Here is a 24,482-nt window from a genome sequence, read left to right on the forward strand (position 1 = left end):
TGCCGCTCTTCAATATGGCAACGCGCAATGCTCCATCCTGATGGCGACCGATCAGCGCCAGCCGAGGGCCGGCGCGACATGCTTCAGGATCATTTCGATGACATGGGCATTATAGTCGACGCCGAGCTGGTTGGGCACGGTGAGCAGCAGCGTATCGGCTTCCGCGATCGCTTCGTCCGATGCGAGCTGCTTTACGAGAGCGTCCGGTTCGGCCGCATAGGAGCGACCAAATATGGCCCGCGTGTTCTGGTCGATAAAGCCGATCGAATCCTGCTCCTTGCCACTGCCCCCGAAGTAGGCACGATCGCGATCATCGACGAGCGCGAAGATGCTGCGGCTCACCGACACACGCGGCGTTCTCTGATGGCCGGCCTCCTGCCAGGCCCGCCTATAGGCGCGGATCTGGGCTGCCTGCTGGACATGGAAGGGTTCACCGGTTTCGTCATCCTTCAAGGTAGAACTCTGCAGGTTCATCCCGAGTCTGGCCGCCCAGATGGCGGTCGCATTGGATCCAGCGCCCCACCAGATGCGATCGCGCAGGCCCTGCGAATACGGTTCGAGACGCAGCAGGCCAGGTGGGTTTGGAAACATTGGTCTTGGATTGGGCTCGCCAAAGCCCTCACCCTTCAGCGCCTGCAGGAAGACTTCGGCGTGGCTGCGTCCCATATCGGCGTCGCTCGACCCTTCGTCTGGCTGATAGCCGAAATAGCGCCAGCCGTCGATCACTTGCTCGGGCGAGCCACGGCTGAGCCCGAGTTGTAGCCTCCCGTTTGCAATGAGGTCGGCCGCGCCGGCATCCTCGGCCATGTAGAGCGGGTTTTCGTAGCGCATGTCGATGACCGCGGTTCCAATTTCGATGCTCTTCGTCCTGGCGCCCACGGCGGCAAGCAGTGGGAATGGCGAGGCGAGTTGCCGGGCAAAATGATGGACGCGGAAATAGGCGCCCTCCGCCCCGAGCTCTTCGGCGGCCACAGCAAGATCGATCGACTGAAGGAGAGCATCGCCGGCAGAGCGGGTTTGTGACTGGGGCGAGGGCGACCAGTGGCCAAAGGAAAGGAAACCGATTTTCTTCATGATGACGTCCGTGACTGTGACGGTCTGAACCGCCGGATTGTGATGGCCATAACATGGGAAGGGGAATTTGCCATGAAAAGGCGATTGAACGCTGCGTTCACCGTTTGCGACCTCCGACGTCAGACAGACTAAACGCCGCCGGAAATACGGGATGCCGCAACGATGAGCGGTCAGCGCGGTGCTGCGACCGGCCTTGCGAATGGAAGGACAAGCAATGCACAGGCAGTCAGGACGGCGGCCATCATCCACGCCTCGTTGATCGCCTGGACACTCGCCGCCGTCTGCACCAGGGGGTCGAGTGCCGCGACGGTATCCGGGTTGAGGGTGCCTCCATGTCCAACAAGCTCCTCTGCGGGTGCGCCGACAAAGGCGGCGGCTGCGTGGTCGCCCGCGCGCAGCCGATCCCACAGGGATTGCGTCAATGGCTCGGACCGCGTGTAGATGATCGTGTCGATCATGGCGATGCCGATCGCGCCCCCAAGGTTGCGCATCAGGTTGAAAAGGCCGCTGGCATCCGGAACCTGGTCGGGCGGAAGGGTCCCCAGCGCCAATCGAGTCGGCGGCAGCAGACAGAACATGATCGCTGCCCCACGCACGACCTGCGGCCAGAACATCGCGTCGTAACCGGTCCGTGGATCCTCGAACGCACTCATCCACAGTCCGAGCGCAAAGAGAAAGAAGCCGACGGCAGAGAGGAGGCGCGGATCCGTCCGCTTCTCCAGATAGACTGCGATCGGTGCGGCAATGAGTTGCGTGATGCCGGTCACGAGCATGGTCGCGCCGATCTCGAGCGCGTTCTGTCCCCTGATGAAGGCCAGAAAGACAGGCATGAGGTAGACTGAACCGAAGAGGCCGATCCCGAGCCCGAAACTCAGGGCAGAACCGATCAGGAAATTTCGATCACGGAAATGACCGAGGTCGACGATCGGACGTCTGCGGCGCAGCGAGCGAACCGTAAAACCGGTTCCCGCGACGAAGCTTGTGGCAAACAGGCCGGCCACAAGGGACGAAGTCCAGCCTGACGTGGGCGCCTCCTTCAGTGCAAGTTCTAGACTGGCAAGCGAGATCGCCAGCATGACGAGCGAGGCAAGGTCGAGGCTTTTGAGTTCGCCGAAATCTGCCTTGTGGTGCGGAAGGCACCGCCAGGCTACCACCGCAGAGACAAGTCCCGGAATGATGTTGATCAGAAACAGCCAGTGCCAGGAATAGGTCGCCGTCAGCCAGCCGCCGATGATCGGGCCGATGGTGGGGGCAAGGACGGCGAGCACGCCTGCGATGGTCGTGGCGATCGCCTGCCGCTCGTTCGGAAAAAGAATGAAGACGGCGGAGAAAACGGCGGGGATCAGTGTTCCCCCCGAGAAGCCCTGAAGCACCCTCCATGACACCAGTGCGCCAAAGGTTCCGCTCGCTGCGCAGCCGGCCGAAGCCACGACGAACAGGAGGATGGAAACGATGAACAGCCACCGCATCGTCAGAACGCGGGTAAGAATTCCCGTCAGCGGGATCGCGACCACTTCCGCGATCAGGTAGGCTGTCTGGATCCAGCTCATCTTGTCGGGATCGATGTCGATGCCTTGCTGGATTGTCGGCAGGGACGTTGCTACGACCTGGACGTCGAGGATCGCCATGAACATTCCGGTGCACATCGCGACAAAGCCGACCCAAACCATCGCTGACGGCGCATGATCGGAGACGGTCTGTCGATGCTGTGGCATTCGATGGCCTTGCGTTTGTCTATGGCAGGCGGTCGCCTTGCGAGGTTATTCGGGGCGGTGGAAGAAAGCCTCGATCCGATAGCCATCGGGATCGATCATGAAGGCGGCGTAGTAAAATGATCCGTATTCCGGCCGGAGACCCGGTTCACCATTGTCGGTCCCGCCATTGGCAATGCCGTTGGCGTGAAAGGATCGAACAGCATCCTCGCTCTTGGCGACAAAGCAGAAATGCAGTCCCGATTCGATGTCGGGGACAACCGGCCGTGCGGCCGGCTTTATCCAGAATTGCGGGTGTTCGGCGCCGTAGCCGACCCAATTGTCACTGTTTGAAAGCCTGGTGTATCCGAGAGGCTCCAGCGCCTGGTCATAGAACTTGCGTGCACGCTCGAGATCGGCAACGCCAATGGAAACATGGTCGAACATCACTTCTCCTCTGAGGTCGGCAGCGTGGTCTCGCTGCCGCGGACATTGGGCCCGGGGACGATCGGAGGGCCCGCGTGGAGACTACAGTCTCGCATCCCCAAAGGAAATGATTTCCATTGGTCGTGCCCCGTCGACATCTGGCTCGGTGAGAAGGATCGTTGGCCCGTCGCTTATCTTGAAAGCAACGTTGCCGACGGTGAGAGGAAACAACGGCAGACAGTCGTTAAGGTGCAGACTACTTGTTCTGCATGAGCCAGATCTTGCCCGCCATCGTGATACCGCAAGCGGCGTCGTATTTGCCCGCGTCCGGCGAAAGGTCTTGCAGCAATCCGAATTGTTTCAGATCATCGACTGTCGCCGAGGTCAGGAATTTGATCTTCTGCGGGCGTTCCTTAAACCTGTCGTTCTTCGCATAGGTCACGGTTGCGTTCAGGTGGGTCCATTTCCCGGCATCAGCGGGAAACAGATTTCCATCCCTGGCGAGTTTCAGGCCTCTGATTTGTGTCGGCGTAAGCGTGGTCGGCATTATTGCAGTCCTTGAAGTGTTGACATTGCTGTGCATGGCGATTTCCACCAGAGGATCATCTGGAGCCTGTCAGGCCCCTGCCGCTGCCCGGGAGGCTTCGCGAAAGGATACGAGCTTGCCCTTCGCTTCGTCCCAGAGCACGAGCCGCACACATCTGAGGCTATCGCCAAGCGAGATGCGGCCAATATTTCTCAGCTGTGGGTAGTCGCGCAATACTTCGGGCAGCCGGTAGTAAGGGATCCTGCTCGACAGGTGATGAACATGATGAATCCCAATGTTGCCGGTTATCCATCGAAGCACCGGCGGCAGATCGTAGTATGAAGCGCCGTGGAGCGCAGCTTCCGCAAACTGCCAGTCGTCGGCATTCGACCAGTGCGTCTCCTCGAACTGGTGCTGTACGTAAAAGAGCCAAATACCTGCTCCCCCTGCGAGGGTCACGATTGGCAGGTGGATTGCAAGAAAATGGGCAATTCCGACAGTCCATATCAATCCGAGCGACAGTGCCGCGATCGCGAAATTGGTCGCCATTGTGGAAATCCACGGCGACAGACCATCGCGCATCATCCCGAACGGCAGGCGTTGCTTTAAAAGGAACAGCCAGGCGGGCCCGATGCCGAACATGACCAGCGGATGCCGATAGAGGCGATAAGCAAGCTTTTTCAGTCTTGAAAGTGAATGGTACTCGGCGACCGTAAGGGTGTGGATGTCGCCCGTTCCTCGCTCGTCCAGATTTCCAGCCGATGCATGATGGGTAGCATGCGCCCGCCGCCAGTAGTCATAGGGGGTCAGGGTCAGAACGCCGATTGTTCGTCCCGTCCAGTCATCAAGACGTCGGCGCGCAAAAAACGAGCCATGTCCACAATCGTGCTGGATCATGAAAAGCCGCAACAGGAATGCAGCCGCCGGAACGATCGATATCATTCCCAGCCAGACGCCCTTCGAGAGAGAGATGAATGCAATGCCCCAAAAAATCGCAAAGGGAACGAGCGTCACCACGATCTCGAAGCTGCTTCGCCAGAGGCGAGGCTGGCGGTATGCGGAAAGAACCTTTAGCCACGCGCGATCATTCGCCCTTACCGGAGCGGTAAGCACTGCGACACTGCCTTTCATATGTCCAATTTGCCTTCCTGGCCGAAGAACCGATGCCGCAGCCTCGCTCGCTTCGCCAATTCCTGCTTCAAGGGGCGCCTGCCTCAACGAGCATTTCAACCTCGTATTGGAAAACATGTTCCTTCCCGCGTGATGTTGCCAACACGCTGGGGTGCTTTTCGACTTGTGAGAAGGGAAGTTGTTACGAAGCGACGAGCGCAGCAAAAACAAATATCGGCAAACAAGTTTCGATGCCGCCTCTTATAGAGGCCACGACAAAGCGTCAACCTGCAGGAAGGGCTGGGAGCGCCAGGAGTACAAACCGGTTTGCCGATGGCACGAGCAGCCAGGCCGGACCGGTGCCCCAAAAATGAACGTGCCGCTTCGCGGTGGTGCGCGAAGCGGCATGCACTCGGGCCGACCCCGGGGTCGGGCATGTTCGCGTCCTCCCCAGCAGGACGCGAATGCTACGCGGTACTAGTTTGCCTTGACCCTTCGGGCGAGTGCCATGACATAGTCGTCAGCGATGTCTGCCAACGTCAGTGCGACTTCTGCTTCGTTCCAACCCGCACCCACTGCGCGCTGTACAAAGGCCCGGAAAGCCGTTGCAAGCACTTCCTCGCGCTCGACGACGCGATACGGATCATTCGCAGCATACTGAGGATTGTTAATATTGATCGTGGGATTGGTCGGGTCCATTGCCTGTGCCTCTGAAAGTTGCCTTATTGCACTGGAGCGCATTTGTCGTGCACTCCATCTCCGCTGCCTGCACTTTGATTATGCTTCGTTTTTAATGGCTTACCCGACCCTTGTCGTTAGCCAAGCATCCGGAAACTTGCAGCAGCGTCCATTTCTGAGAGCAGCAACTCCAGGTAACTGCTATTTTTAACGGGGCCGGCAGATGGTGCCTGCGGGGTTGCGTTGATTGACGCGGTTGCTGTGTGCAAGGCGCGTGCGGCACTTCCTTTGCGCTGGAGTGTCAAGGCCACACGCCAGCGTGCCGGTTTCCCCGTCGACCACCTTTTTTGTTGATTGGAGGACCGTCAGTCCTGGCGGTGGCCAAGCGACCTCAGCCACTTGTCGAAGGAATCTGCGCCTTCGACCCCCGAGATCGGTTCGACCGCCTGTCCGAGGTAGGAGGGAACGGCGATGTGTCTCGCCTCGCGCGGGGTGTAGCCGAATTCCTTGCTGAAGGCCCGGCTGAAGTGGGCGGCGGAGGAAAAACCGGCAGCAAAGGCAATGTCGATGATCTGCTGCCGGTTGGCAGCATCGCTAAGGGCAGCGTGAGCGGAGAGGAGCCGTCGACGCTGGATAAAGTGGTGGACACCGCCATCGCGCTCGAAAGCCTGGTATAGCCGCGTGCGCGACACGCCGAGTTCGCGACAAATTCGCTCCGTCGTCAGGTCATCGGCCGTCAGATTGGCCTGCACGAAACGGAAAACCCGTTCCTTCAGGGGCAGGGACGAGGGCAGTTCTGCCGAAGGATAGTCCGCCGCGGACGGCGAGACACAGGTCAGGATCATGTCACGGACCGTCTGGACCACGTGAGGAAGATCCCCCTCCGACAATTGAGCAAGCTTTGCCTCGAGCCCGTCCAGATAATCGATCAGCAGCGTTGTCCGCGTTCCCGATAGCGTCGTGTTGTTCTTGACCTCGGTGGAGGTGAAGTAAAGCAGTTCCCGCGGCAGGTAGAGGGACAGGATCTCGGCGTCCGTCGAACGCCCTCGGAAAGGGTGTCCAAGGGTTCGCAACTCGACCTTGCCCGGTTCGCCGTGACAAACGCGTCCGTCGACCTCGGTCCATGTCCTGCCGCTGCGCACGACCATGACGTGCCAGTGGTCCATGAGGTTTGACCTCACCTTTGTCTCCTGGCGAAGGAAGCTGTGTGCCGGGGCCGTCTGCTGTACGACCAGCATTCCGCCGAGGTTCCATGCTGCGTGGTCGGCCGGGAAGGGCGTTCCGGGAGGAACGCTGTCCGGCAGCCGAACGTCGACCAATGGCGCCATATAGGCCTGCCAGGCAGAGAACTGCTGGTCCGCCGGCAAATTCCCCGTGGTAAAGCGGAGCGGCTTCAGGACCGAGGGAGGAGCGGGCGGTTCCGGCGGCTTTTCCTCTCGCGGGAACCGGCGGCGTTCGATCCCTGACGTTCTGCTTTCTTCGGCGCGCGCATCCTCACCTGCGGGCGGCGCGGCTGCTCGTGATGGTCCATTGTCGGGCAATTGACGCCTCCTTGACGGACCAGGCAAGGCACCACCCTTGCCTGGTCCAGGCCAACTCATAATCCTAGGTCATCCTCAGATCGACGCCCGGGTGCAGCTTCTTCAGGTTCGGCAGGGATTTCATCTGCCAGGAGACCTGAGAAGAGCCAAGCACCGTCAAATGCAGATCCGGTCGCTTGCGCGCTTCGATTGTCAGTTTAGCCAATAAATTTATCCCCGAGGAGTTGAGGAATTCAAGCCCAGTCAGATCCAAGGTAGTCTTGCCGCCGCCGTCTTCAATGGCTTTCATCGCCAGCGCATGGACCGGCGCATAGGCATCGGGTCCCGCGAGCCTCATCGTACCGTCGAAATAGACGGTGCCGCCCTCGGACCAGACGCGGTATGCTTCTTCTCTAATTTCCATTCAGCACCTTTGATGTTTCAGGACGATGGAATTGCCATCGCGGCATAGGTCTGGATCTTCGTCGGTTCGTTGTCTTCCTCGCCTTCGAAAAGCCAGGCAAACTGCACCTCGTAGTCGCTCATCAGCGTCAGAATGCCGAGGCCGGATGCATTCCCGCTTGTCGCCATCGCACTGGCCTCGATTTGCTCGATCAGGAGCTCGCCGGGGTCACCGCTCGTGACCGTGGCCAGCAACTGCTGAAACCTGTCGGCGGTTTCGCGGTCGACGAGGTTAGAGACGCGAAGCCGGAAGCAGTCTGCCTGTGCCAGCGCTTCCACGACCACCTCGCCGCGGCTGCGAAACTTGATGGCGTTCTCGATCAGCTCGTTTGCAAGATAGCCAATATCCTGTCGAAGCTGGTTGTAAAGCCGCTTTGACGGCCGAAATCTCGGTGTCATCATCTCTGCAATGAAGTCTGACGTCATCCCGGAATGTTTCCAGGCGAGATCGAGCGGACCGTCAAGCAGACGCAGTCGAATGGAGTGGGCAATCTCCGGTGACGCCAGATATTCCTGTCCAAAGAGCACCGTTGTCATCACTTCACCTATGTCGCATCACGACCAGCGTGATGTCATCATGAATCTTCTGCGTTCCGATGTACGCCATGAGGCCGTCAATGATGCCGTCCTTGACTTCCTCGGCCGACTGGCCGTGCAGCTGTCGTGCGCTCTGGCAAAGCCTTTCGATGCCGAACAGCTCGCCACGGGAATTTTCGGCCTCGGTGACACCGTCGGTGTGGAGCACGATCAGGTCGCCTTTCTCAAACGAGATCTCGCGCGTGTCGACGAATGGCGTGATGTCGGACTCAAGGCCGACGGGCAGGCCGAGGTCGCCGGTATCGATGCGCTCGACCTCGCCGGTCTGGCGCACCACGATCAGATCTTCATGCTGCCCCGAAATCGTCAGTCGGTCGCCGTCGTAATCGAGGAACGACAATGTCAGGTGCTTGTCGGTCCTCGTCCGCTCGATGTTCTTGAAGATCGCGCTGTTCAAGTGGGTGAGGAATTTCGAGGGATCCGTTTCTCCTGCCTCCAGCAATGCCCGGGCCACCGACTGCACCATGAGCATCAGCACCCCGCTCTCGAGGCCATGACCGGTCACGTCGCCGATGCCGATCTTCAAACTCCTGCCGCTCTGCAGGACATCATAATAGTCGCCCCCGACCTCGTCTGCGGGACGCATGTAGGCGGCAATCTCCAGGTGCTCGACCGCGCCGAGTTCGGTCGCGCGCGGCAGGACCATCATCTGAATGTGCCTGGCGACATCCAGCTCGGCGCCGAGACGCAGGTTCTCGCTCTTCAGCTGCGTGTTCAAGGCCTGGATTTCCTCCTTGGCCTCCTCGATCTGCCGCGTCCGTTCTGTCACCATGTTTTCGAGGTTTTCGGTGTGAAAGCTGATCTGCTCGGCCATGCGATTAAAGGCGAGCCCGGCCTCTGCCACCTCGTCCTTGCTGCGAATGTCGACCCTGACGGAATAGTCCTTGGCCTGAATGCGCCGGGCAGCTGCCGCGAGGGCGCTGATGCCCCCGGTAATGCGTTTCGACGCCGCAAAGACGGCGGCGGTGACGATCAGAAGCGAGATGAGGACCGCAAGCACCTGATAGATCAGGATGCGATTGGTCGCTTTGGTGATCTGCTCTCTGGCGGCGATCAGCGAGGCATAGATCTCCCGCTCCGGGACGACGATGCCGAGCGACATGGCCTCCTGCTTGACCGGACCATCCACCCACAGATTGGACGGGGCAAGCTGCTTGGTGACAAGCAGATAGGGCACGTCCTCGCCGTTCTCCGTCAGCGAGATGCGCTGGACCTTGCCGTCCTGATCCAGGGGAAGGGAAGCGATGGCCTTTTGCGAGCTTTTTGGCAAGGAACGGTCAAGCCCGGTGACACCCTTGCCCGCCTCTTCATTCGCCGCCTGGAGGCCCATAACCCTCTCGCCGGCCGAATTGATCGCCACGACATTGCCGTTCGACATGGCAAGGAAACCGAAGCCGGTCTCTGCCACCTTCACGTGCTCGACGACCTCAGCGAGCTGGTCGAGCGTGATGTCGGCACCGGCGGTCCCGGCGACGCCGCGACGGTCGGGCGTCCACAGTGGATGGAAGAAACTGACGATCAGCTTTCCGGTGATGGCATCGGTATAGGGCGCGGTTTGGGTGATGTTGTCTGGAGCGGGACGCGACGCGGGATCAAGCGCCCACCGCTCCCATGACTCGTAGAGCCCCGGAAAGAAGAAATCCCAGAAGTTCTGGTCGTTGTGTTTCGGATAGAGCCGATCGAACGTCTGCGCCTGATCCGTGTAGGGCGCCGTCCTGAAGATTGGCCGCTCCTTCGGGCCGATGTAGTACATCTGCAGTTTCGATGCGCCCGTCCGCAACAGGTTCGGCGCAACGAGATCGAGAACGGTGCTTGTGTCGATATCGGCCTGGACCTGGGGTAGTGGACGATGATCCTTGTCGAGCAGATACCCCCATACACTGACGACGGAAGGGGACCCCGGAAGGTTCTGTGCCCAGTTGCCCTTGGCGTCATAGGCAACCGTCACCCCTTTGGGTTCGGCACTTGCCATCGCGGCGCCAACCGCATCGTTGCGGGCCGAATGATCGATCTGGTCCTGCAGAACGCCTGCGAGGGCTTTGACATCCGAATGGACCTGACCAAGAAGGAGGCTGACCTGCGCAGCCGTCGAATCCGTGGATGTGCGAATGTAGTCCTGGCTCGCCTTTTCCAGGCCCTGACCGACCTGTGCCGTCGCATCCCGGGACAATCGCTGCACGTTCCACAGGGCGAGGCCGCCACTGACAAGCAGGTCGAACAGCACCGCACCACCGACAACGATGATGAATTTCGTACGAAACGACCGAAGCCCAACACCTTGCCCGCCAGCGGTTACCGTCATAGTGGCTTTTGTCCCGAAGCGGCCCAGATCGGCCAGCCGGCATAGCCGCGCGGATGCAGGGCAGCAAAGATATGATCAGCGAAACCCTGTCTGAAACGCTTGATGAATTCGGGCGTATCGCCGCGCCTGACTGCCATTTCGCCGGCGTAGACATCTTCCCACGCCTGGATGATGTCAGCGAACTCCTGGGGGTCGCCGTCGTGATTGGTAACCATGAAGCTCTCGATCTTCACATCGTCAAAGCCGGCATCCCGCAACAGGCGTGAGCCCTTCGGACCCATCTCGACATCCATGTCGAAATGGCGAAACAGCTTGGCGACCTCGGTATAGGTCCACTGAATACTGTCGGCGCGCGGCTCGCCCAGGCAGTGGGAGTTCTTCTCGTTCGTGATGTAGACGCGCCCGCCCGGTTTGCAGATGCGAAAGAGTTCCCTGAGGAGAACCTCCGGCCGGTCGAAGATCTGCAGGGAATGCCGGCATGTCACGAAATCGAACTGGTCGCTTTCGAACAGCATCTGCGAGGCATCGCCGAAGGTATACTCGATGTCCCTGACGCAGAATTGCTCCGCGACCGAGCGTGCGTAGTCGAGGCTTGCCACCGAGTGATCGAGCGCAACCATCCTGGCGGGGTTAAATTCCTTCCGGACAAGCATCGCGAAATCGCCGATGCCGCAACAGATGTCGGCAATCGTCATGCCGCTGCGCAAGCCATGACGGGGCAGGATTTGCCGTTCATGCCGCCAGGTCATCTTGGTCTGGGTTCTGAGGATCGGGATGAAGCTCTGGTTCTCGACGAAGGTCTGGCCGGGATAGAAGGCTGAATCGTAGACCTCCATTGTGATGTTCGGGGAGAGCTCGCCGAGATGCCTGAACATCTGCGTTGCCCATGTCACGACGCTCGATACGACAACGACGATCTGCAGTTCCGGCCTCGAGCGCGACGCGTCGACCAGGACGCGGCTAAGCGCGTGGAAGGCCGTGCTGTTCATATGCGTCACGCGCTTGAGGTTGACATAGAAGACGCCCTTCACCGTTTCGATGCCATCCCGGAGGACTTTAAGGTCGTCGGCGATGTCGGCGATGGAGCGAGGGCGGCAGACACCGGCGGCGAGAAACTCCTGATTGCTGGTGTCGAACTGCGTCGTGAAGGCCGGAGAAAACGTGATGGCGGTCAATTGAGCAACCTCTCGAGCGGCAGGTCGACGACGAAGGTCAAGGTGTCGGCACCCGTCGAGCGCAACTCGATGCCCGCGTCATAATTGACCGCCAGCCCCACGAGGACCGACTGCTCGATGGGCGCTGTCTCATCTGCGATGATCTCGACATAGCCAGCGAGCTTGTCGCCATCCTTCAGCGAGTCCACGACCTCGCTATAGTGCCGTTGCTGCTGCGATGGGCAGGGGAAGCTCAATTCGATGCGTTCGACGTGCTGGTGGCGATAGAAGCCGAAGACGAGCTCACCATCCTGGACGTCGGCGCGAAACGACATCTCGAGAAGTTCGTTCAGGGCTGATGACAGAAGGTTGGAATGGCGCAACGGGTCACGGCGGTCATGGCTGACCATGCGGGCGACATAATTTGACAGCTGGTCGCAATGCAGCCAGTCGGCCGTGAAGGTTGCCATCTCCATTTCGAGTTTGAGCAGTTGCTCGAACGCGGCCTCTTTCATTGCATCGGACCTTTCAATTGCTTCCCTGACCAACGGACATCTGCGCACCGTGGGCACGCGTTGTCGTACCGGCGGCTGCGCCGATCCTTGCCTTCTTCCCATGCCGGATGAACGAACCAAGCCGATCGACATGCATGGGCGGGCCCAGGAAGTAGCCCTGCAGACGGTCGCATCCCTCTGCCAGGAGCCAGGCTGCCTGTTCTGCGGTCTCGACCCCCTCGGCAGTGACGCACATGTCGAGACCATGTGACAGGGAAATGATCGACCGCACAATCGTCTGGCTCTTTTCGTCATCAAGCAGATCGTTGATGAAGTACTTGTCGATCTTGATGTTATCGAACGGGAAATTCTTGAGGTAACTCAACGAGGAATATTCCGTCCCGAAATCATCGAGCGAGATCTGGATGCCAAGTACGTTGAGGGTGTTCAGCGTGTCGAGATTGTTGGTCGTACGTTCCAGGAGCACGGTTTCCGTGATCTCCAGTTCCAGCCGCTCGGCGGGTAAGCCGACGAGGTCGAGCGTTTGTGACACGCGGTCGGTAAATCCGGCCGTCAGGAACTCGGCGGGGGAAAGATTGACGGCAACCGTATAATGGTCCGGCCAGTTGAGGGCCGCCCTGCAGGCTTCCTCCAGTACCCATTGGCCGATTTCGCTCATCAGGCCATCGGCTTCGGCCATTGGGATGAAGACGATCGGCGGGATGACGCCAAGCCGCGGGTGGCGCCACCGCAATAGCGCCTCAAAACCGGTGACAGTTCGGGAAGGGTCGAAGAGAGGCTGATATTCAAGGAAGAACTCCTTGTGCTGCAGCGCGACCCGCAAGCTCCGCCGCAGGAACTCCCTTTGCTCGAGGACAATCAGCATCGCCGGATCGAAGGTGCGCGCGCGACGTCTGCCCTCTTTCTTCGCCGCATAGAGAGCAACGTCGGCAGCCTTCATCAGTTGCTCGCCCTCGTTGCCGTCGCGGGGCGCAATCGCGATGCCGACGCTCGCCCCGACAAAGACTGTGATGCCATCCACCACGAAGGGCTTCTTGAACTCGGCAATCAGGTCGTCCGCCAGTCTCTCGCCTTCGCGTGGCTGACCCTGTGCGAGCTGGATGATGGCAAATTCATCGCCGGCGAGGCGAAAGGCTGTGTCATCGGTGCCGAGCACGCTTCGAATGCGGTTGGCGGCAAGCTTGAGCACGATGTCGCCGGCACCGTGGCCGAGCGTATCGTTGACCGGCTTGAAGTCGTCGAGGTCGATCTGCATCAGTGCGAGATTGGTACCCTTCGTCGGCAGGAGACGCGCGAGTTCGTCACTGAAGCGACGACGATTGGGAAGCCCCGTCAGCACATCGTGCGTTGCCTGGTGACGCCAGAGCGCCCGTTCGTCTTCCTGGGCGTGTGTCTCGCCGGCAAGATCGCCGGCTGCGATCTCGATGATTGCGAGCCCGTCCTTGGCGGGAAGCAGCAGCAGGTCGCATTGTTCGTCAGGTGTCCTGCCCAGCCGGACCGATCGCGGTCTGCCGGATTTGATGACCTGTCGGACAAGCTCGGCGATCGGCGGTCTGGCGAGCGTCGGGTAGACGTCCGACAATGTTACGGTTGATCGACCGGCGAAACCCTCACGCTTCGCCAGATCGTCGGACCAGTCGATGATGACGAGGTCGAGATCAAAGAGCGAGAACGTTGCCGCGGCGCGATGAAAGAATTCGGATCCTTGCGGAACCAGCTTGGGCCAATCCGGACGATTTTCCGGCATATAGCTTGGACCTCCTCATCCCGCCGCGCTCGGGTGTTGGCTTCTGACTGCCACCGTTTCGCAATGGCAGCTTATATAAGAGCTAGCGTATACCGTGTTCCAGTCAACAGAAAACGCTACCATAGCACAGTATTCTGCACGTTTGTGGCGATCGCAACGCCAAATTGGCGCGAGCCTCACGTGTGTCTCAGGGCAGGGTTGCATCTGATGACGACGGATATCGTTTCCCTCGGCAACGGCAAACGGAATTGCATTCGGCCGAGGTCGGAGCCCATCCGGAGGACCCGCACGGCGAATCAGGCGCCTGGCAACGATTGGCGTGTCCGGTCTTGCCTGGACTAGAGGAAGAGGGACTGCTTGCCGGCGTGGCGCGGACCATCCGCTGTGATGAAGATGTGATCCTCGAGACGAACGCCGAATGCATCTGGGAAGACGATCATCGGTTCGTTCGAGAAGCACATGCCCGTCGCAAGGGAGTGCGGTTGCCCCTGACGATGAACGGTGCTTCATGGATGTCGAGGCCAAGGCCGTGGCCGGCGCGGTGCGGCAGACCGGGCAGGCGATAGTCGGGACCGAGACCATGTCGGGAAAAGACGGCGCGCCGCGGCGTCAAGGCTTTCGCACGGGGCCCCGAGCTTCGCGGCGTCAAACACCGCCTGCTGACCCTTGCGCTCTATGTCCCAGGCGCGCTCGAACTCGGCCTTGCCGCCGCCGAGCATGGATGCGCGCGTCAGGTCGGAGTGATAGCCGTCGATGCGGCAGCCGGTATCGACGAGGATGACGTCTCCCGCAGAAAGGATCTGCTCGCCATCGGCGCCATGTGGCAGGGAGGTGGCAGATCCGAACGACACGATCCTGAAGGTCGATCCATTGTCGGCGCCAGGCTCGATGCTGCTGGTCGATGAAACGGGAGACCTCGGAGCCGGCGATGCCGGGCGCGATCATGTCGCGAACCTTGCGCTGGATCTCCAGCGTGATGTTCATCGCATACTGGATCGGGGCAATCTCTGCCGGCGATTTGATCATGCGAAGGGCGTTGAGCATGCCGCCGCCGTCGACAAGCCTTGCCGCCCCCATCTGGCCTGCAAAGGCGTGGTAGAAGCTGAGTTCGATTGCGTCATCGAGTGCAAGGATGCCGGATGGCGAGATCAGTCCGGCAACGAGTGCGGCGCTGCTCTCGTCTTCCTCCCAGCTCAGGATATCGCCCGGCAGATGAGGGAGGCTTTCCACGCGGCTGCGTTCGAAGCCCGGAACGATGTAGGTAAGCCTGTCTTCGGTGACAAGCGCGCCAAGCAGCCTCTCGCTTGGCTGCCAGACAAGGCCGGTGAAGTAGCGAAGGCTTTCAATCGGGCCAAGGAAGGTTGCCGCGACGCCACGTGACTGCATGGCCTGACGAAGTCCGGTCAGCCTTGCGAAGCGCTCGTCCTTCGTGATTGCCGCGACGGGTGAGGCCTAAGCGAAATGTGTCACGCGAATTCTACCTGTGATCTGTGCTGAATGATGTCCGCGACCATAAGGCAGATGTAGGCAAGTCGTCGACAAGGCAATTCATCAGGCCGTCCGACCCCCTTCGAAAACTTCGGCGCAAGGTTTGGCGGAGCGCTCCTTTGCCCCGCTTTTCGAAGATCCGCTTGACAGGCTATGGTCGAGCATACGGAAGTCGACCTTGCGTGATTCCTCGCGCATCCTTTTGAAAGGGCCGCAGATTCAGCCTTGCGCAATGACCATTCGTGGAGAGCCGCCGATGAGAAGGTACCGGAGATTTCTTGCAATGTGTGGGGCTTTCATGCTCGCCGCGGGCGCGTCAGGCTGCGGGACGCCCCCCAACTCCTATGGGTCCGCATCTGGCTACCTGCCGGGCGATTCGATGAATCGAGCCTGTTCTGACGGCTTCCGGCCGAGCGATGGTCGTTCGTGCAGTTACTGAAACGGGGTTCCGCAGCTCTGCGTTGATGCACTACATGGCGGTGGCGGCTTCTGCCTGAGAGTGAATGTCCGCGCATCTGTCCCTGACGTCGGGCTGGCCGGTTCGGCGATGTCCGCTCCGGCGGCGCATCGGCTCGAAAGAGCGGCTCGCCAGTCGCACCGTGACGCAGTCGGCTCGATCTAGAGGATGGTGGGTTCGCTCGGCTCTCCGCGGGGTGACACGATGGTCGATCCCCATTGCTCACGTCCGATCACCCTGATTGCGTCGTCAGGCCCCGGGCGGGCGAGCGCTTTTGCCTCCTCCCACGGCGCGTTCAGCCAGATGTCGGTCTCTTCCCTCGTCAGCAGCAGAACAGGCATCGCCTTGTCGTGGATCGGTTTTACGACGGCGTTGGGGTCCGTGGTCAGGAAAGCGTAGAGATCGTCGGTGGTCAGTCCGTCCCTGGCCTTGCGTACACTGGTCCAGCCCGGCACGTGAAGACCGGCAAAGAACATCACCGGTCTTTCCTCATTGCGAGCAAACCACGCATTGGGGACACGATCGCCGTCGCGCTGGGCGGCGGGATCAGGCTCGGCAAAGGAGGTTACGGGGACAATGCATCGATGTTCCCGGCCAAGCCAGCGTTTCCAATGCGCCAGATGAAACTGCCGCACATTTGTTGTCCCACGGTCCGGCTCCATGCGGATCAGGGCGTCCATGTCCACCGCCTCACCCTTCTTCCGGAGCTTCTCGGCACGAGCTTCGGCAGCTTTCTTCTGGGCGAAAAAAGGGGAGGGAAGGCCCCAGCGGGCATGAACGAGCTGCCTGCGACCATCGAGCGTGTTCCTGACGATGGGGCCGGCCTGGTCGGGATTCATCTGGTAGGCGGGCATGAGGTTGACGAGGCTCTCGACGTCGAGGGCCCATTTGCTGACCCAGTCCTTGTCCTCCATGCGATACAAGTTGCACATTTGCAGACCATCCCGTTTCGATGGCCGCCACGGTAGACGAGGCAATGACCGATGCCAACTGCTGCGATCGGGTGACATCAGCGCGGCGGCCGAGCGGCGTTCTTAGCGCCGCGGATGTGACGGTTGCGATGCGTCCCATGCTTCCAGCGTCTCAACGAACCGCGTCAGCCACGCATTGGTCTGATGGGCGTCCAGGGCGCGGTGGTCGATCGTCAGGGATACATAGGCCATCGGTCGGATCTGGATTGCGTCAACGCCGTCGACAGTTCTGACGACAACCCGCTTTTCTATCTTTCCAACGCCGAGAATGGCTGATTGCGGTTGGTTGATGATGATCGGGGCTGCGACAAGCGATCCCGAGACGCCATGGTTCGATATGGTGAACGTGCCGCCGCGCATGTCGGCATTGGTCAGCTTTCCGTCCCGTCCCCGCATGGTTATGTCCTGAAGCCTTGCGGCGACGTCGGACAGGTCCAGATCCTGGGCCCTGTGGATGACGGGAACAACCAGCCCGCTGTCGCCGAGCGCGACGCCGATGCCTATGTTGAGGTCGTCGAAGATCTCCAGGTGGTCGTCGTGCCATCGGCTGTTGACCTCAGGGACTGCCCGCATGGCTGCGGCACATGCCGCGACAATGTAGGACGAGTAGGACAGATCGATGCCTTCGGCCGCAAATTCTGCCCTGTACATGGCACGATGGCGCATCACGGCGGTGAAGTCGGCTTCGAAGATTGACGTGACGTGGGGGGCGGTCGTGACCGACTCCAGCATGTGCCGCGCGATCGACAGCCTCATCGGCGTGTGTGCGACAATGCGGGAGCTGGCAGGCGGTCGATCGGACTGTCGTCGATCAGTGTCGGAAGGTGTTTCGCCACCGCCTGGCGATTTCCTCGCCAGGAATGCGTTGTCCATATCCATACGGGTCACGCGACCGTTCCGCCCGGTACCGACAACGTTTGCCGGATCGATGCCGTATTCCTCGAAAGCGCTTCGCACCGCCGGCGACAAACGTTCGCTGCCGAGCGTTCCGACGCCGGCACGTACGGGAGCGTTGTCACCTTTTATCGTCTCGTTCTCAGCGGTCTCGCAAGTCCCCTGGTCAGGGAGCGCATGGTCGGCCCGGATCCGGGCGAGCACGGCTCCGGGCGTTGCGTCGGCGCCAGGCATCATGAGGATCTCGGCGAGAATGCCGGCAACGGGTGCCGGAATCTCTTGGGTCACCTTGTCGGTTTCGATCTCGACCAGTGCGTCGTCCTCAGCAACTGCATCTCCGGCCTGTTTCAGCCAGTTGCGAACGACGGCCGTTGTCCCCTCCTGTTCCAGGGGGACCAGGACCTCGATAAAGTTCGCCATCGTCTAGTACTCCAGGAGGTCCTTGATTTTCTGTCTGATGCGGTCCGCCGACGGCACTGCCCACTCGAGCAGGACCGGACTGTGAGGACTGGGTATATCAGGCATCGTCAATCGCGAGACCGGCGCGTCGAGGTCGATGAAGGCCTCATTTGCTATGACGGCAGCAATCTCGGCGCCAAAGCCGGCCGTGCCAAGATCCTCGTGTACGACAAGGCACCGCCGCGTCCTGCGCACCGAGGAAAGGACACTCTCGCGGTCCCAGGGCATCAATGTGCGAAGATCGATAAGATCCGCCGAGATCCCTTCTGCAGCCTCCTCGCAACGAGGGACCATCGCGCCCCACGTCACGATCGTGATCGCCTCGCCCTTGCGGGTAAACCGCGCCTTGCCGAAGGGGAGGGTGTAATGGTCGCCAGGATAGGGTCGACGTGCCCAGGGATGGTCGAGCATTGCCCGGTGCTCGAAGAAGATGACTGGATCATTGCCGCGCAGTGCAGTGCGCAGCAGTCCGACCGCATCTTCCGCATTTGAGGGAACCGCCACCTTCCAGCCGGGCTGATGGATGAAGGCGACTTCGTTCGTCTGGCTGTGCCACGGATCCCCACACTTGAAGAAGCCACCCGGCATGCGCAGCACGACAGGCGCGGCGAACCGATTGTTGGTGCGCCACCGGATTGTCCCGCAATCATTGATCTGCTCCGTTGCCGGTTCTGCATATTTGCGGAACTGGATTTCCGGAACGGGAACAAGTCCGGCAAGCGCCATTCCGACCGCCCGCCCGACGATGCCTTCCTCCGAGAGCGAAGTATCGAACACCCGGTCCTTCCCGAATTTCTCCTGCAGGCCGAGTGTCACGGCATGGACGCCACCCTTCTGGCCGATGTCCTCACCGAACAACACGACGCGCTCGTTGATGCTCAGTTCATGATCAAGCGTGCGTCTGATCGATGTGACCATGTTGATACGCTGGCCTTCCGGGGAAGGCTCATCGGTCGATTCCGGCGGGCGATAGCCGGTGCTGTACTGGCCACCCATGGCCTGGAGATCGCCCTCGAAGAAAACATGGCGCACCACGGTCTCCGGTGAGGGCACGTTCCGGCTTTCCGCCTCGATGCGGGCCTGTTCTGCAATGCTATCCGCTTCCGCCCTTGCTCTGTCCCACGCCTCTGCACTCATGATCGATGGGACCAGATAATCTCGCAGGCGCGGCAGCGGGTCGCGCGCCCACTCTGCCTTGACGAGTGCTTCGCTTTTGTAGGCCTGCGTATCCTGGAAGCTGTGGCCCTCAAGGCGCGGGACGCTCAGGCGCAGAAGGGCCGGCATTCTGTCGCCGCGGACATAGTGGACAGCCTGTCGGGTGAGGCGGGCGACATCGGCAGGACTGCAGCCATCGCCTTCAAATATGGCAAGGTTGCGCCAGCTTGCGAGGTTGGCCGCGATGTTCCCGCCGGGCGTCTGCATGTCCGATGGCACGGAGATCCCGTACCCGTTATCCTCGACGTAGAACAGCATCGGCAGCTTTTGTGTGGTGGCAATCGTCAATGCCGACCAAAAGCCATTCGACGCAACGGACCCATCGCCACCGAGAACGACTGCGATTGCATCGCCATATTCAGGCTTTCCCATTGGCCCCGCATAGTACTGAAGCGCCTCCGCCCAACCGGCCGTCGGCGTGTATTGGGCGCCGACACCGCCGCACATCGGCAGGGCCGAGGCGCCGTTTCTGCTCGGATAGTTGAAGACCACGCCAATGTCGCGGCCGTCGGAATAACCACCTGCCCGACCCATGGCCGAGCCGAGGGCGTCGGCGGGGTCGACGCCAAGGGACAGGAGCAAAGGCCGTGACCGGTAGTAGCCGCATGTCGCATCGTGTCTGTTCGTCAGCTGCAGGCCGAGGATGATCTGCGCCATGTCATGGCCGCGGGCGGAAAATTGATAGAGGACCTTCTTCTCCGGAACAAGGCGCGCTTCTTCCATTTCATCAAGGCTCCGCGACAGCTGGAGCAGACTGGCAACCCGCGTCCAGTCAATGCCTTCGTCAGGTACCTCCCTGTCTCGAAAACGGGTCGCGACCACCTGTGCCATCTTCGTTCCTCCTCGACTCTTGGTTCTGGGGAGAATAGCGCAGTGTCAGAGACGAAGCGTTTCAGGTTCCAGCAAAAAGCGCCTCCGGATGAAACATCGGTTTCAAAAATACCTCCATAAGCGGAAGTTTTCCGTCCGGATAATCCTGGGGAGGGATCGGCTTGTCGAAGCAGTAATGCCGGAGCAGCGTGTCGTCCCCCTGAGAGGTTCCGTCCGGGAGTGACCCGCCGCTTGTTCTTTCAGCTTCTCGCCGGTTATGCTGTTTTTGTAAAATGGTTTAACGCCGTGCGAGCCACAAAAACGGGGTCCAGGTGCTTGAAGACTATCGACCTCGTGATCAGACAATGCTGGCCGAGTTGGTCAGCGCTCGCTCGACGCCGCGTGGACGGCCGATTTCCCTCCGGAGGGACGGTTCACGCCCGCCAACATCAAAGGTCGCCGCTACTGGTATTTCGACATCCCCGATGGACACGGAGGAACGACACGTCGCTATGTCGGTCCGCAACACGATCCTGATACCGCGCAGCGGGTCGCTGACCACAAACGTGAGAAGGATGACCTTGGCGCGCCGCGGCGAATGGTCGCGAAGGGGGAACGACTGCGCCCGATGCCATGTCCGGAGACATCGTAGAGGCATTGGCCGATGGCGGTCTGTTCCAGCTTCGGGGCGTCCTCATCGGCACGGTGGCTTTCAGTGCTATTCCCGGGTTGCTGGGCGTCCGCTTGCCGATGACAGCCATCCTCACCGGGGTGCCGATATTGCGCAGGACTATGCCATCTCCCGGGAAGTCGAAGATAGCCTGCCGCCGATCGTCGAGCTGCTGCAGGGGGTGATCCTTCATTCCGGCCGGTGCCTCATCGATCCGGCGCCGCAGCCTCGTCGGCATTCCAGAATTCGACTGGCTATCGGGTTGAATTCCTGACCTCGAGCCCCTGGTGACCGAGTGTCAAACCTTGTCCGGATGCTCAGTTATACTGTTTTTGCAAAACAGCCTGACGAGTGCCGCGTCGGCGGTTATCGGACGCACGACCCGATGTGGAAACCGCCGCCCGGTTGCTCACCGGCAGGGCGAGGTTGCAAATTCGAGATGCCACATATGCGGTTTTCGAAGTGCTCATTTGGAAAGCAGTCAGCTATATATTTGTGCAACGCACAAGGAGATATGACATGAAAATCGGCAACCGGATCGGAGAGTTCTTACAGCTCCGCAAAGCCTACAGAGACCTTTCGAGACTCGACGATGCAGCCCTGAAGGACATCGGGGTCACGCGTGGTGACATCAAGCGCCTGGTTTACGGTCGCTAAGACGACGAGAAGACCGAGACATCAAGGCCCGCCAGAGCGGGCCTTTGTTGTATTTGGGCCATACCGTCCAGCCCCGACCCCGACATACGGGCAACCAATCATCAGAGCGATTGCCGCGGGAGGACACGCGCTTACCTCCGCGTAAAGGGGTGAACTGGCAGGTGCCAAAGCAGCCGCCTTTGAGGCCTGGCCGACGATGCCGTCAAGCGCTGATTGCAACAAGCCGACGGCGTTTCGGAATGAAAATTGTTAACGCCCCGGGCGTCAGATATTAACCATTTGTTAACCAAATCAGCGATAAAAATTGGTCAACGTTTTCTTAACATAGATGACCAAAGTGCTAACTGACGCTCGCTCTATCCGTATCAAGGGCCGCTCCTTCCTCGCGGTCATGCTATCGCCAGATCTTCCCTTCGACGACTGGCTCGTACGACTGGATGATCTTGCCGCGCGGTCTGCCGGCTTCTTCCTGGGGCGGCCTGTGGTACTCGACGTGAGCGATCTTCAGATCGACCGCGCACAACTGAAGGGCCTAATTGCCGAGCTTGCACAGCGCAATGTCAGCATCATGGGGATCGAAGGCTGCCGCCCGTCGCTGATCGGACCAGGCATGCCGCCGGCTCTCAAGGGAGGGCGCCCAGTCTCGGATTTCGAGGTTCCCCAGCAGGAGCCGACCATTGATGTTGAACGCAAGGCGCCGGTGATCGAAACGCGTGCGGCGTTGCAATCAATCGTCATTCGCGAGCCTATCCGTTCCGGTCAGTCGCTGATTTTTCCAGAAGGCGACGTTACCGTCATAGGTTCGGTCGCGTCAGGTGCGGAGATTATTGCCGGCGGTTCGGTTCATATCTACGGAACATTGAGGGGGCGCGCCATGGCTGGTTCGGTTGGCAATACGTCAGCGCGCATCTTCTGCCGCAAGCTCGAGGCAGAGCTCGTTGCCATCGACGGCATCTACAAGATGGCCGAAGACATAGCATCCAACCTTCGCGGACAGTCCGTTCAGCTCTGGCTGGACGGTGATTCCATCAAGGCAGAGAAACTTAGTTAGGCCCGAAACTGGCTATCACACAGGAGATAAAGATGGGGAAAGTCATCGTCGTCACTTCGGGCAAGGGCGGAGTGGGCAAGACCACATCCACCGCAGCCCTCGGAGCAGCCTTGGCCCAAAGGAACGAGAAGGTCGTTGTTGTCGACTTCGACGTCGGCCTTCGCAACCTCGACCTCGTCATGGGGGCTGAGCGCAGGGTTGTCTACGACCTGGTCAACGTCATCCAGGGGGACGCGAAGCTTTCCCAGGCGCTGATCCGCGACAAGCGGGTTGAGACGCTCTTCCTTTTGCCGGCATCACAAACGCGCGACAAGGACAATCTTACCGCCGAAGGCGTCGAGCGCGTGATCAATGACCTGAAGCGTCATTTCGACTGGATCATCTGCGACAGCCCAGCCGGCATCGAACGTGGCGCTACGCTGGCGATGCGCCACGCCGACGTCGCTGTGGTCGTCACCAATCCGGAAGTTTCCTCCGTCCGCGACTCCGACCGCATCATCGGTCTGCTTGATTCGAAGACTGAGAAGGCTGAACGCGGAGAGCGGATGGAAAAGCACCTGCTCCTGACGCGCTACGACCCGAACCGTGCCGAACGGGGTGACATGTTGAAGGTCGACGACGTGCTGGAGATCCTCTCGATCCCGCTGCTTGGCATCATCCCGGAAAGTTCGGACGTGCTTCGCGCATCCAACATCGGTGCCCCCGTGACCCTGGCGGACAATCGCAGTGCGCCTGCGCTGGCCTATTTCGATGCGGCGCGGAGACTGGCGGGTGAGGAGTTTCCAGTCGTCATCCCGGGAGAGAAGCGGGGCATCTTCGGCAAGATCTTCGGACGGAGGGCGGCTGCATGAGCATTTTCAACTTCTTTGGGAAACAGCGGACCGCGCCTGCAGCCCGCGAGCGCCTGCAGGTATTGCTGGCGCACGAGCGCGTCTCTGCCGGGTCTGATCTTGTCTCGCTGTTGCGTGAGGAAATCCTTGCGGTCATCGCCAAGCACATTGACGTCGACAACGAAAGGGTGCGCGTGACAATGGATCGCGACGAGCATATGTCGGTGCTGGAGATTGATGTCGAAATTCCCCTTGGTACGACCGTCAAGGCGGCGTGACTCAAGGCAGCATGATTTCAAGGCGGCGTCCCTGGCGCCGCCTTTTCATTTTCAGCGTCAAGCCTCACCTCAGACAGGCAACGCCGCTGCCGTCGTCGATGCGGTCGCCGGCTATTTCCTTCGCAAGCCATCCATCAAGAGCCCGATGAGGCGGTTCGAGCGGTCGCGCCATTCCGGGGACGCTGGCAGGGAATATATGCTCGAAAGGGCGTGCAGGAGGTCCGTCGTGTCGATGTCGTCCCGGATCTTGCCCTCTTGCGCTGCTGTTGTCAGAAGGCCGCCCGCCGCGCTTTTGAGGCGGCCGGCACCCTCGGCAAAGAGAGAGCTGTTCGAGTCCATCAATATCTTCAGGCTGCCGGCCATTCCGCGCTTGGTGGCGATGTAGTCGACGAAACGTCGCATCCACTCTTCCAACGCGATATCGGAGGGATGCCTTGCCGCAAGCTCCAGTGCGGCAGCCGCGAGAGCCTCCAGTTCCCTGCGGTAGATCACTTCAACCAAGTGCTCGCGGGTGGGAAAATGGCGATAGAGGGTGCCGATCCCCACGCCGGCCTTTCGAGCAATATCCTCGAGCGACGTTTCAACGCCATGCTCGGCAAAGGCGGCGGACGCGGCTTCAATCAACTTTTCCCGATTCCGGCGTGCGTCGGCCCGAAGGGGAGGGTGTGAGGGCGGTGCTGTCTCCGGCGCGGCCGAGGGCAAAATAGACTCCATGCACGTTCGGGACTTGACGCGACGCGGCAAGTCTCTAGATTAAACGGAGGCGCCTCCGATTATATGGAGCGCCCTCCACTTCTTAATCCAGAAGAGGGCATGATGTCATGCTGAAACGCGCCCGGCCTTGCTTTCATGACGTTAGCTAGCGCGCCGGGCTTGTTTGGCCACCCCTCTGGAACCTCA

Annotated in this window: 22 protein-coding genes and 2 pseudogenes; 6 read left to right on the top strand and 18 right to left on the bottom strand. The window is 60.3% G+C overall.

The window, feature by feature from the left end:
• Window positions 1-51: 51 nt before the first annotated feature.
• The 14 genes and pseudogenes from FHT76_RS33350 to FHT76_RS33415 form a co-directional block, all read right to left on the bottom strand.
• Window positions 52-1,074 carry an LLM class flavin-dependent oxidoreductase gene (locus tag FHT76_RS33350; protein ID WP_183864515.1) on the bottom strand — a complete coding sequence of 341 codons (1,023 nt, stop codon included), beginning with the start codon at window positions 1,072-1,074 and terminating at the stop codon, window positions 52-54.
• Window positions 1,075-1,244: 170 nt separating this feature from the next.
• Window positions 1,245-2,789, bottom strand: coding sequence for a DHA2 family efflux MFS transporter permease subunit (locus tag FHT76_RS33355; protein WP_183864516.1), 1,545 nt, complete (start codon window positions 2,787-2,789; stop codon window positions 1,245-1,247).
• A gap of 45 nt (window positions 2,790-2,834) precedes the next feature.
• The gene (locus FHT76_RS33360; RefSeq protein ID WP_183756439.1) at window positions 2,835-3,212 is read right to left on the bottom strand and encodes a VOC family protein; all 378 of its coding nucleotides are present in this window, start codon (window positions 3,210-3,212) and stop codon (window positions 2,835-2,837) included.
• A gap of 235 nt (window positions 3,213-3,447) precedes the next feature.
• Window positions 3,448-3,738, bottom strand: a complete 291-nt coding sequence (locus FHT76_RS33365) for a hypothetical protein (RefSeq protein WP_183756438.1) — start codon at window positions 3,736-3,738, stop codon at window positions 3,448-3,450.
• Window positions 3,739-3,807: 69 nt separating this feature from the next.
• Complete coding sequence (locus tag FHT76_RS33370; protein ID WP_183756437.1) at window positions 3,808-4,848, bottom strand: fatty acid desaturase; 1,041 nt, start codon at window positions 4,846-4,848, stop codon at window positions 3,808-3,810.
• A gap of 456 nt (window positions 4,849-5,304) precedes the next feature.
• Window positions 5,305-5,526 (bottom strand): hypothetical protein, encoded by a 222-nt coding sequence (locus FHT76_RS33375; protein ID WP_183756436.1) that lies wholly within the window; start codon window positions 5,524-5,526, stop codon window positions 5,305-5,307.
• 344 nt (window positions 5,527-5,870) lie between these two features.
• A complete protein-coding gene (locus FHT76_RS33380) occupies window positions 5,871-7,046 on the bottom strand; it encodes a helix-turn-helix domain-containing protein (protein ID WP_183756435.1) in 1,176 nt (391 codons plus the stop codon).
• Between the two features lie 64 nt (window positions 7,047-7,110).
• Window positions 7,111-7,449, bottom strand: coding sequence for a slr1659 superfamily regulator (locus FHT76_RS33385; RefSeq protein WP_183756434.1), 339 nt, complete (start codon window positions 7,447-7,449; stop codon window positions 7,111-7,113).
• A 17-nt stretch (window positions 7,450-7,466) separates the two neighbouring features.
• Complete coding sequence (locus FHT76_RS33390) at window positions 7,467-8,024, bottom strand: slr1658 superfamily regulator (protein ID WP_183864517.1); 558 nt, start codon at window positions 8,022-8,024, stop codon at window positions 7,467-7,469.
• A 4-nt stretch (window positions 8,025-8,028) separates the two neighbouring features.
• On the bottom strand, window positions 8,029-10,386 hold the full coding sequence (locus FHT76_RS33395) for a SpoIIE family protein phosphatase (RefSeq protein ID WP_183864518.1): 2,358 nt from the start codon (window positions 10,384-10,386) through the stop codon (window positions 8,029-8,031).
• Window positions 10,383-11,561, bottom strand: a complete 1,179-nt coding sequence (locus tag FHT76_RS33400) for a class I SAM-dependent methyltransferase (protein WP_183756431.1) — start codon at window positions 11,559-11,561, stop codon at window positions 10,383-10,385. The genes FHT76_RS33395 and FHT76_RS33400 overlap by 4 nt, the downstream gene beginning before the upstream one ends.
• On the bottom strand, window positions 11,558-12,055 hold the full coding sequence (locus FHT76_RS33405; RefSeq protein WP_183756430.1) for a ubiquinone biosynthesis methyltransferase UbiE: 498 nt from the start codon (window positions 12,053-12,055) through the stop codon (window positions 11,558-11,560). Before FHT76_RS33405 ends, FHT76_RS33400 begins: the two co-directional genes overlap by 4 nt.
• A 13-nt stretch (window positions 12,056-12,068) precedes the next feature.
• Window positions 12,069-13,802 carry a bifunctional diguanylate cyclase/phosphodiesterase gene (locus FHT76_RS33410; RefSeq protein WP_183756429.1) on the bottom strand — a complete coding sequence of 578 codons (1,734 nt, stop codon included), beginning with the start codon at window positions 13,800-13,802 and terminating at the stop codon, window positions 12,069-12,071.
• A gap of 338 nt (window positions 13,803-14,140) precedes the next feature.
• Window positions 14,141-15,236 (bottom strand): annotated as a pseudogene (locus FHT76_RS33415) (M24 family metallopeptidase).
• A gap of 310 nt (window positions 15,237-15,546) precedes the next feature.
• On the opposite strand from FHT76_RS33415, the gene FHT76_RS33420 reads away from it, so the two are divergent.
• Window positions 15,547-15,729: a hypothetical protein gene (locus FHT76_RS33420; protein ID WP_246712761.1), complete on the top strand. Its 183-nt coding sequence runs from the start codon at window positions 15,547-15,549 to the stop codon at window positions 15,727-15,729.
• Between the two features lie 179 nt (window positions 15,730-15,908).
• Here the strand turns inward: FHT76_RS33420 and FHT76_RS33425 are convergent, their stop codons facing one another.
• The 3 genes from FHT76_RS33425 to FHT76_RS33435 form a co-directional block, all read right to left on the bottom strand.
• Window positions 15,909-16,679, bottom strand: a complete 771-nt coding sequence (locus FHT76_RS33425) for an SOS response-associated peptidase (RefSeq protein WP_183756428.1) — start codon at window positions 16,677-16,679, stop codon at window positions 15,909-15,911.
• A 102-nt stretch (window positions 16,680-16,781) separates the two neighbouring features.
• A complete protein-coding gene (locus FHT76_RS33430; RefSeq protein ID WP_259130673.1) occupies window positions 16,782-18,032 on the bottom strand; it encodes a dihydrolipoamide acetyltransferase family protein in 1,251 nt (416 codons plus the stop codon).
• A 3-nt stretch (window positions 18,033-18,035) separates the two neighbouring features.
• Window positions 18,036-20,117 carry a transketolase C-terminal domain-containing protein gene (locus FHT76_RS33435; protein WP_183756426.1) on the bottom strand — a complete coding sequence of 694 codons (2,082 nt, stop codon included), beginning with the start codon at window positions 20,115-20,117 and terminating at the stop codon, window positions 18,036-18,038.
• Between the two features lie 315 nt (window positions 20,118-20,432).
• On the opposite strand from FHT76_RS33435, the pseudogene FHT76_RS41505 reads away from it, so the two are divergent.
• The 5 genes and pseudogenes from FHT76_RS41505 to minE all read left to right on the top strand — a co-directional run.
• A pseudogene (locus tag FHT76_RS41505) lies at window positions 20,433-21,048 on the top strand (GSU2403 family nucleotidyltransferase fold protein); the annotation flags it as partial.
• 237 nt (window positions 21,049-21,285) lie between these two features.
• On the top strand, window positions 21,286-21,423 hold the full coding sequence (locus tag FHT76_RS33450) for a DUF1127 domain-containing protein (protein WP_007797120.1): 138 nt from the start codon (window positions 21,286-21,288) through the stop codon (window positions 21,421-21,423).
• A gap of 328 nt (window positions 21,424-21,751) precedes the next feature.
• The gene (gene minC, locus FHT76_RS33455; RefSeq protein WP_183756425.1) at window positions 21,752-22,474 is read left to right on the top strand and encodes a septum site-determining protein MinC; all 723 of its coding nucleotides are present in this window, start codon (window positions 21,752-21,754) and stop codon (window positions 22,472-22,474) included.
• Between the two features lie 32 nt (window positions 22,475-22,506).
• Window positions 22,507-23,325, top strand: a complete 819-nt coding sequence (gene minD / locus FHT76_RS33460) for a septum site-determining protein MinD (protein WP_183756424.1) — start codon at window positions 22,507-22,509, stop codon at window positions 23,323-23,325.
• Entirely contained in the window at window positions 23,322-23,582 is a 261-nt protein-coding gene (gene minE / locus FHT76_RS33465) for a cell division topological specificity factor MinE (protein WP_183756423.1), read from the top strand. The genes minD and minE overlap by 4 nt, the downstream gene beginning before the upstream one ends.
• Window positions 23,583-23,693: 111 nt before the next feature.
• Here the strand turns inward: minE and FHT76_RS33470 are convergent, their stop codons facing one another.
• On the bottom strand, window positions 23,694-24,296 hold the full coding sequence (locus FHT76_RS33470) for a TetR/AcrR family transcriptional regulator (protein ID WP_183756422.1): 603 nt from the start codon (window positions 24,294-24,296) through the stop codon (window positions 23,694-23,696).
• Window positions 24,297-24,482 lie beyond the last annotated feature (186 nt).

It is taken from the genome of Rhizobium sp. BK176 (assembly GCF_024808055.1).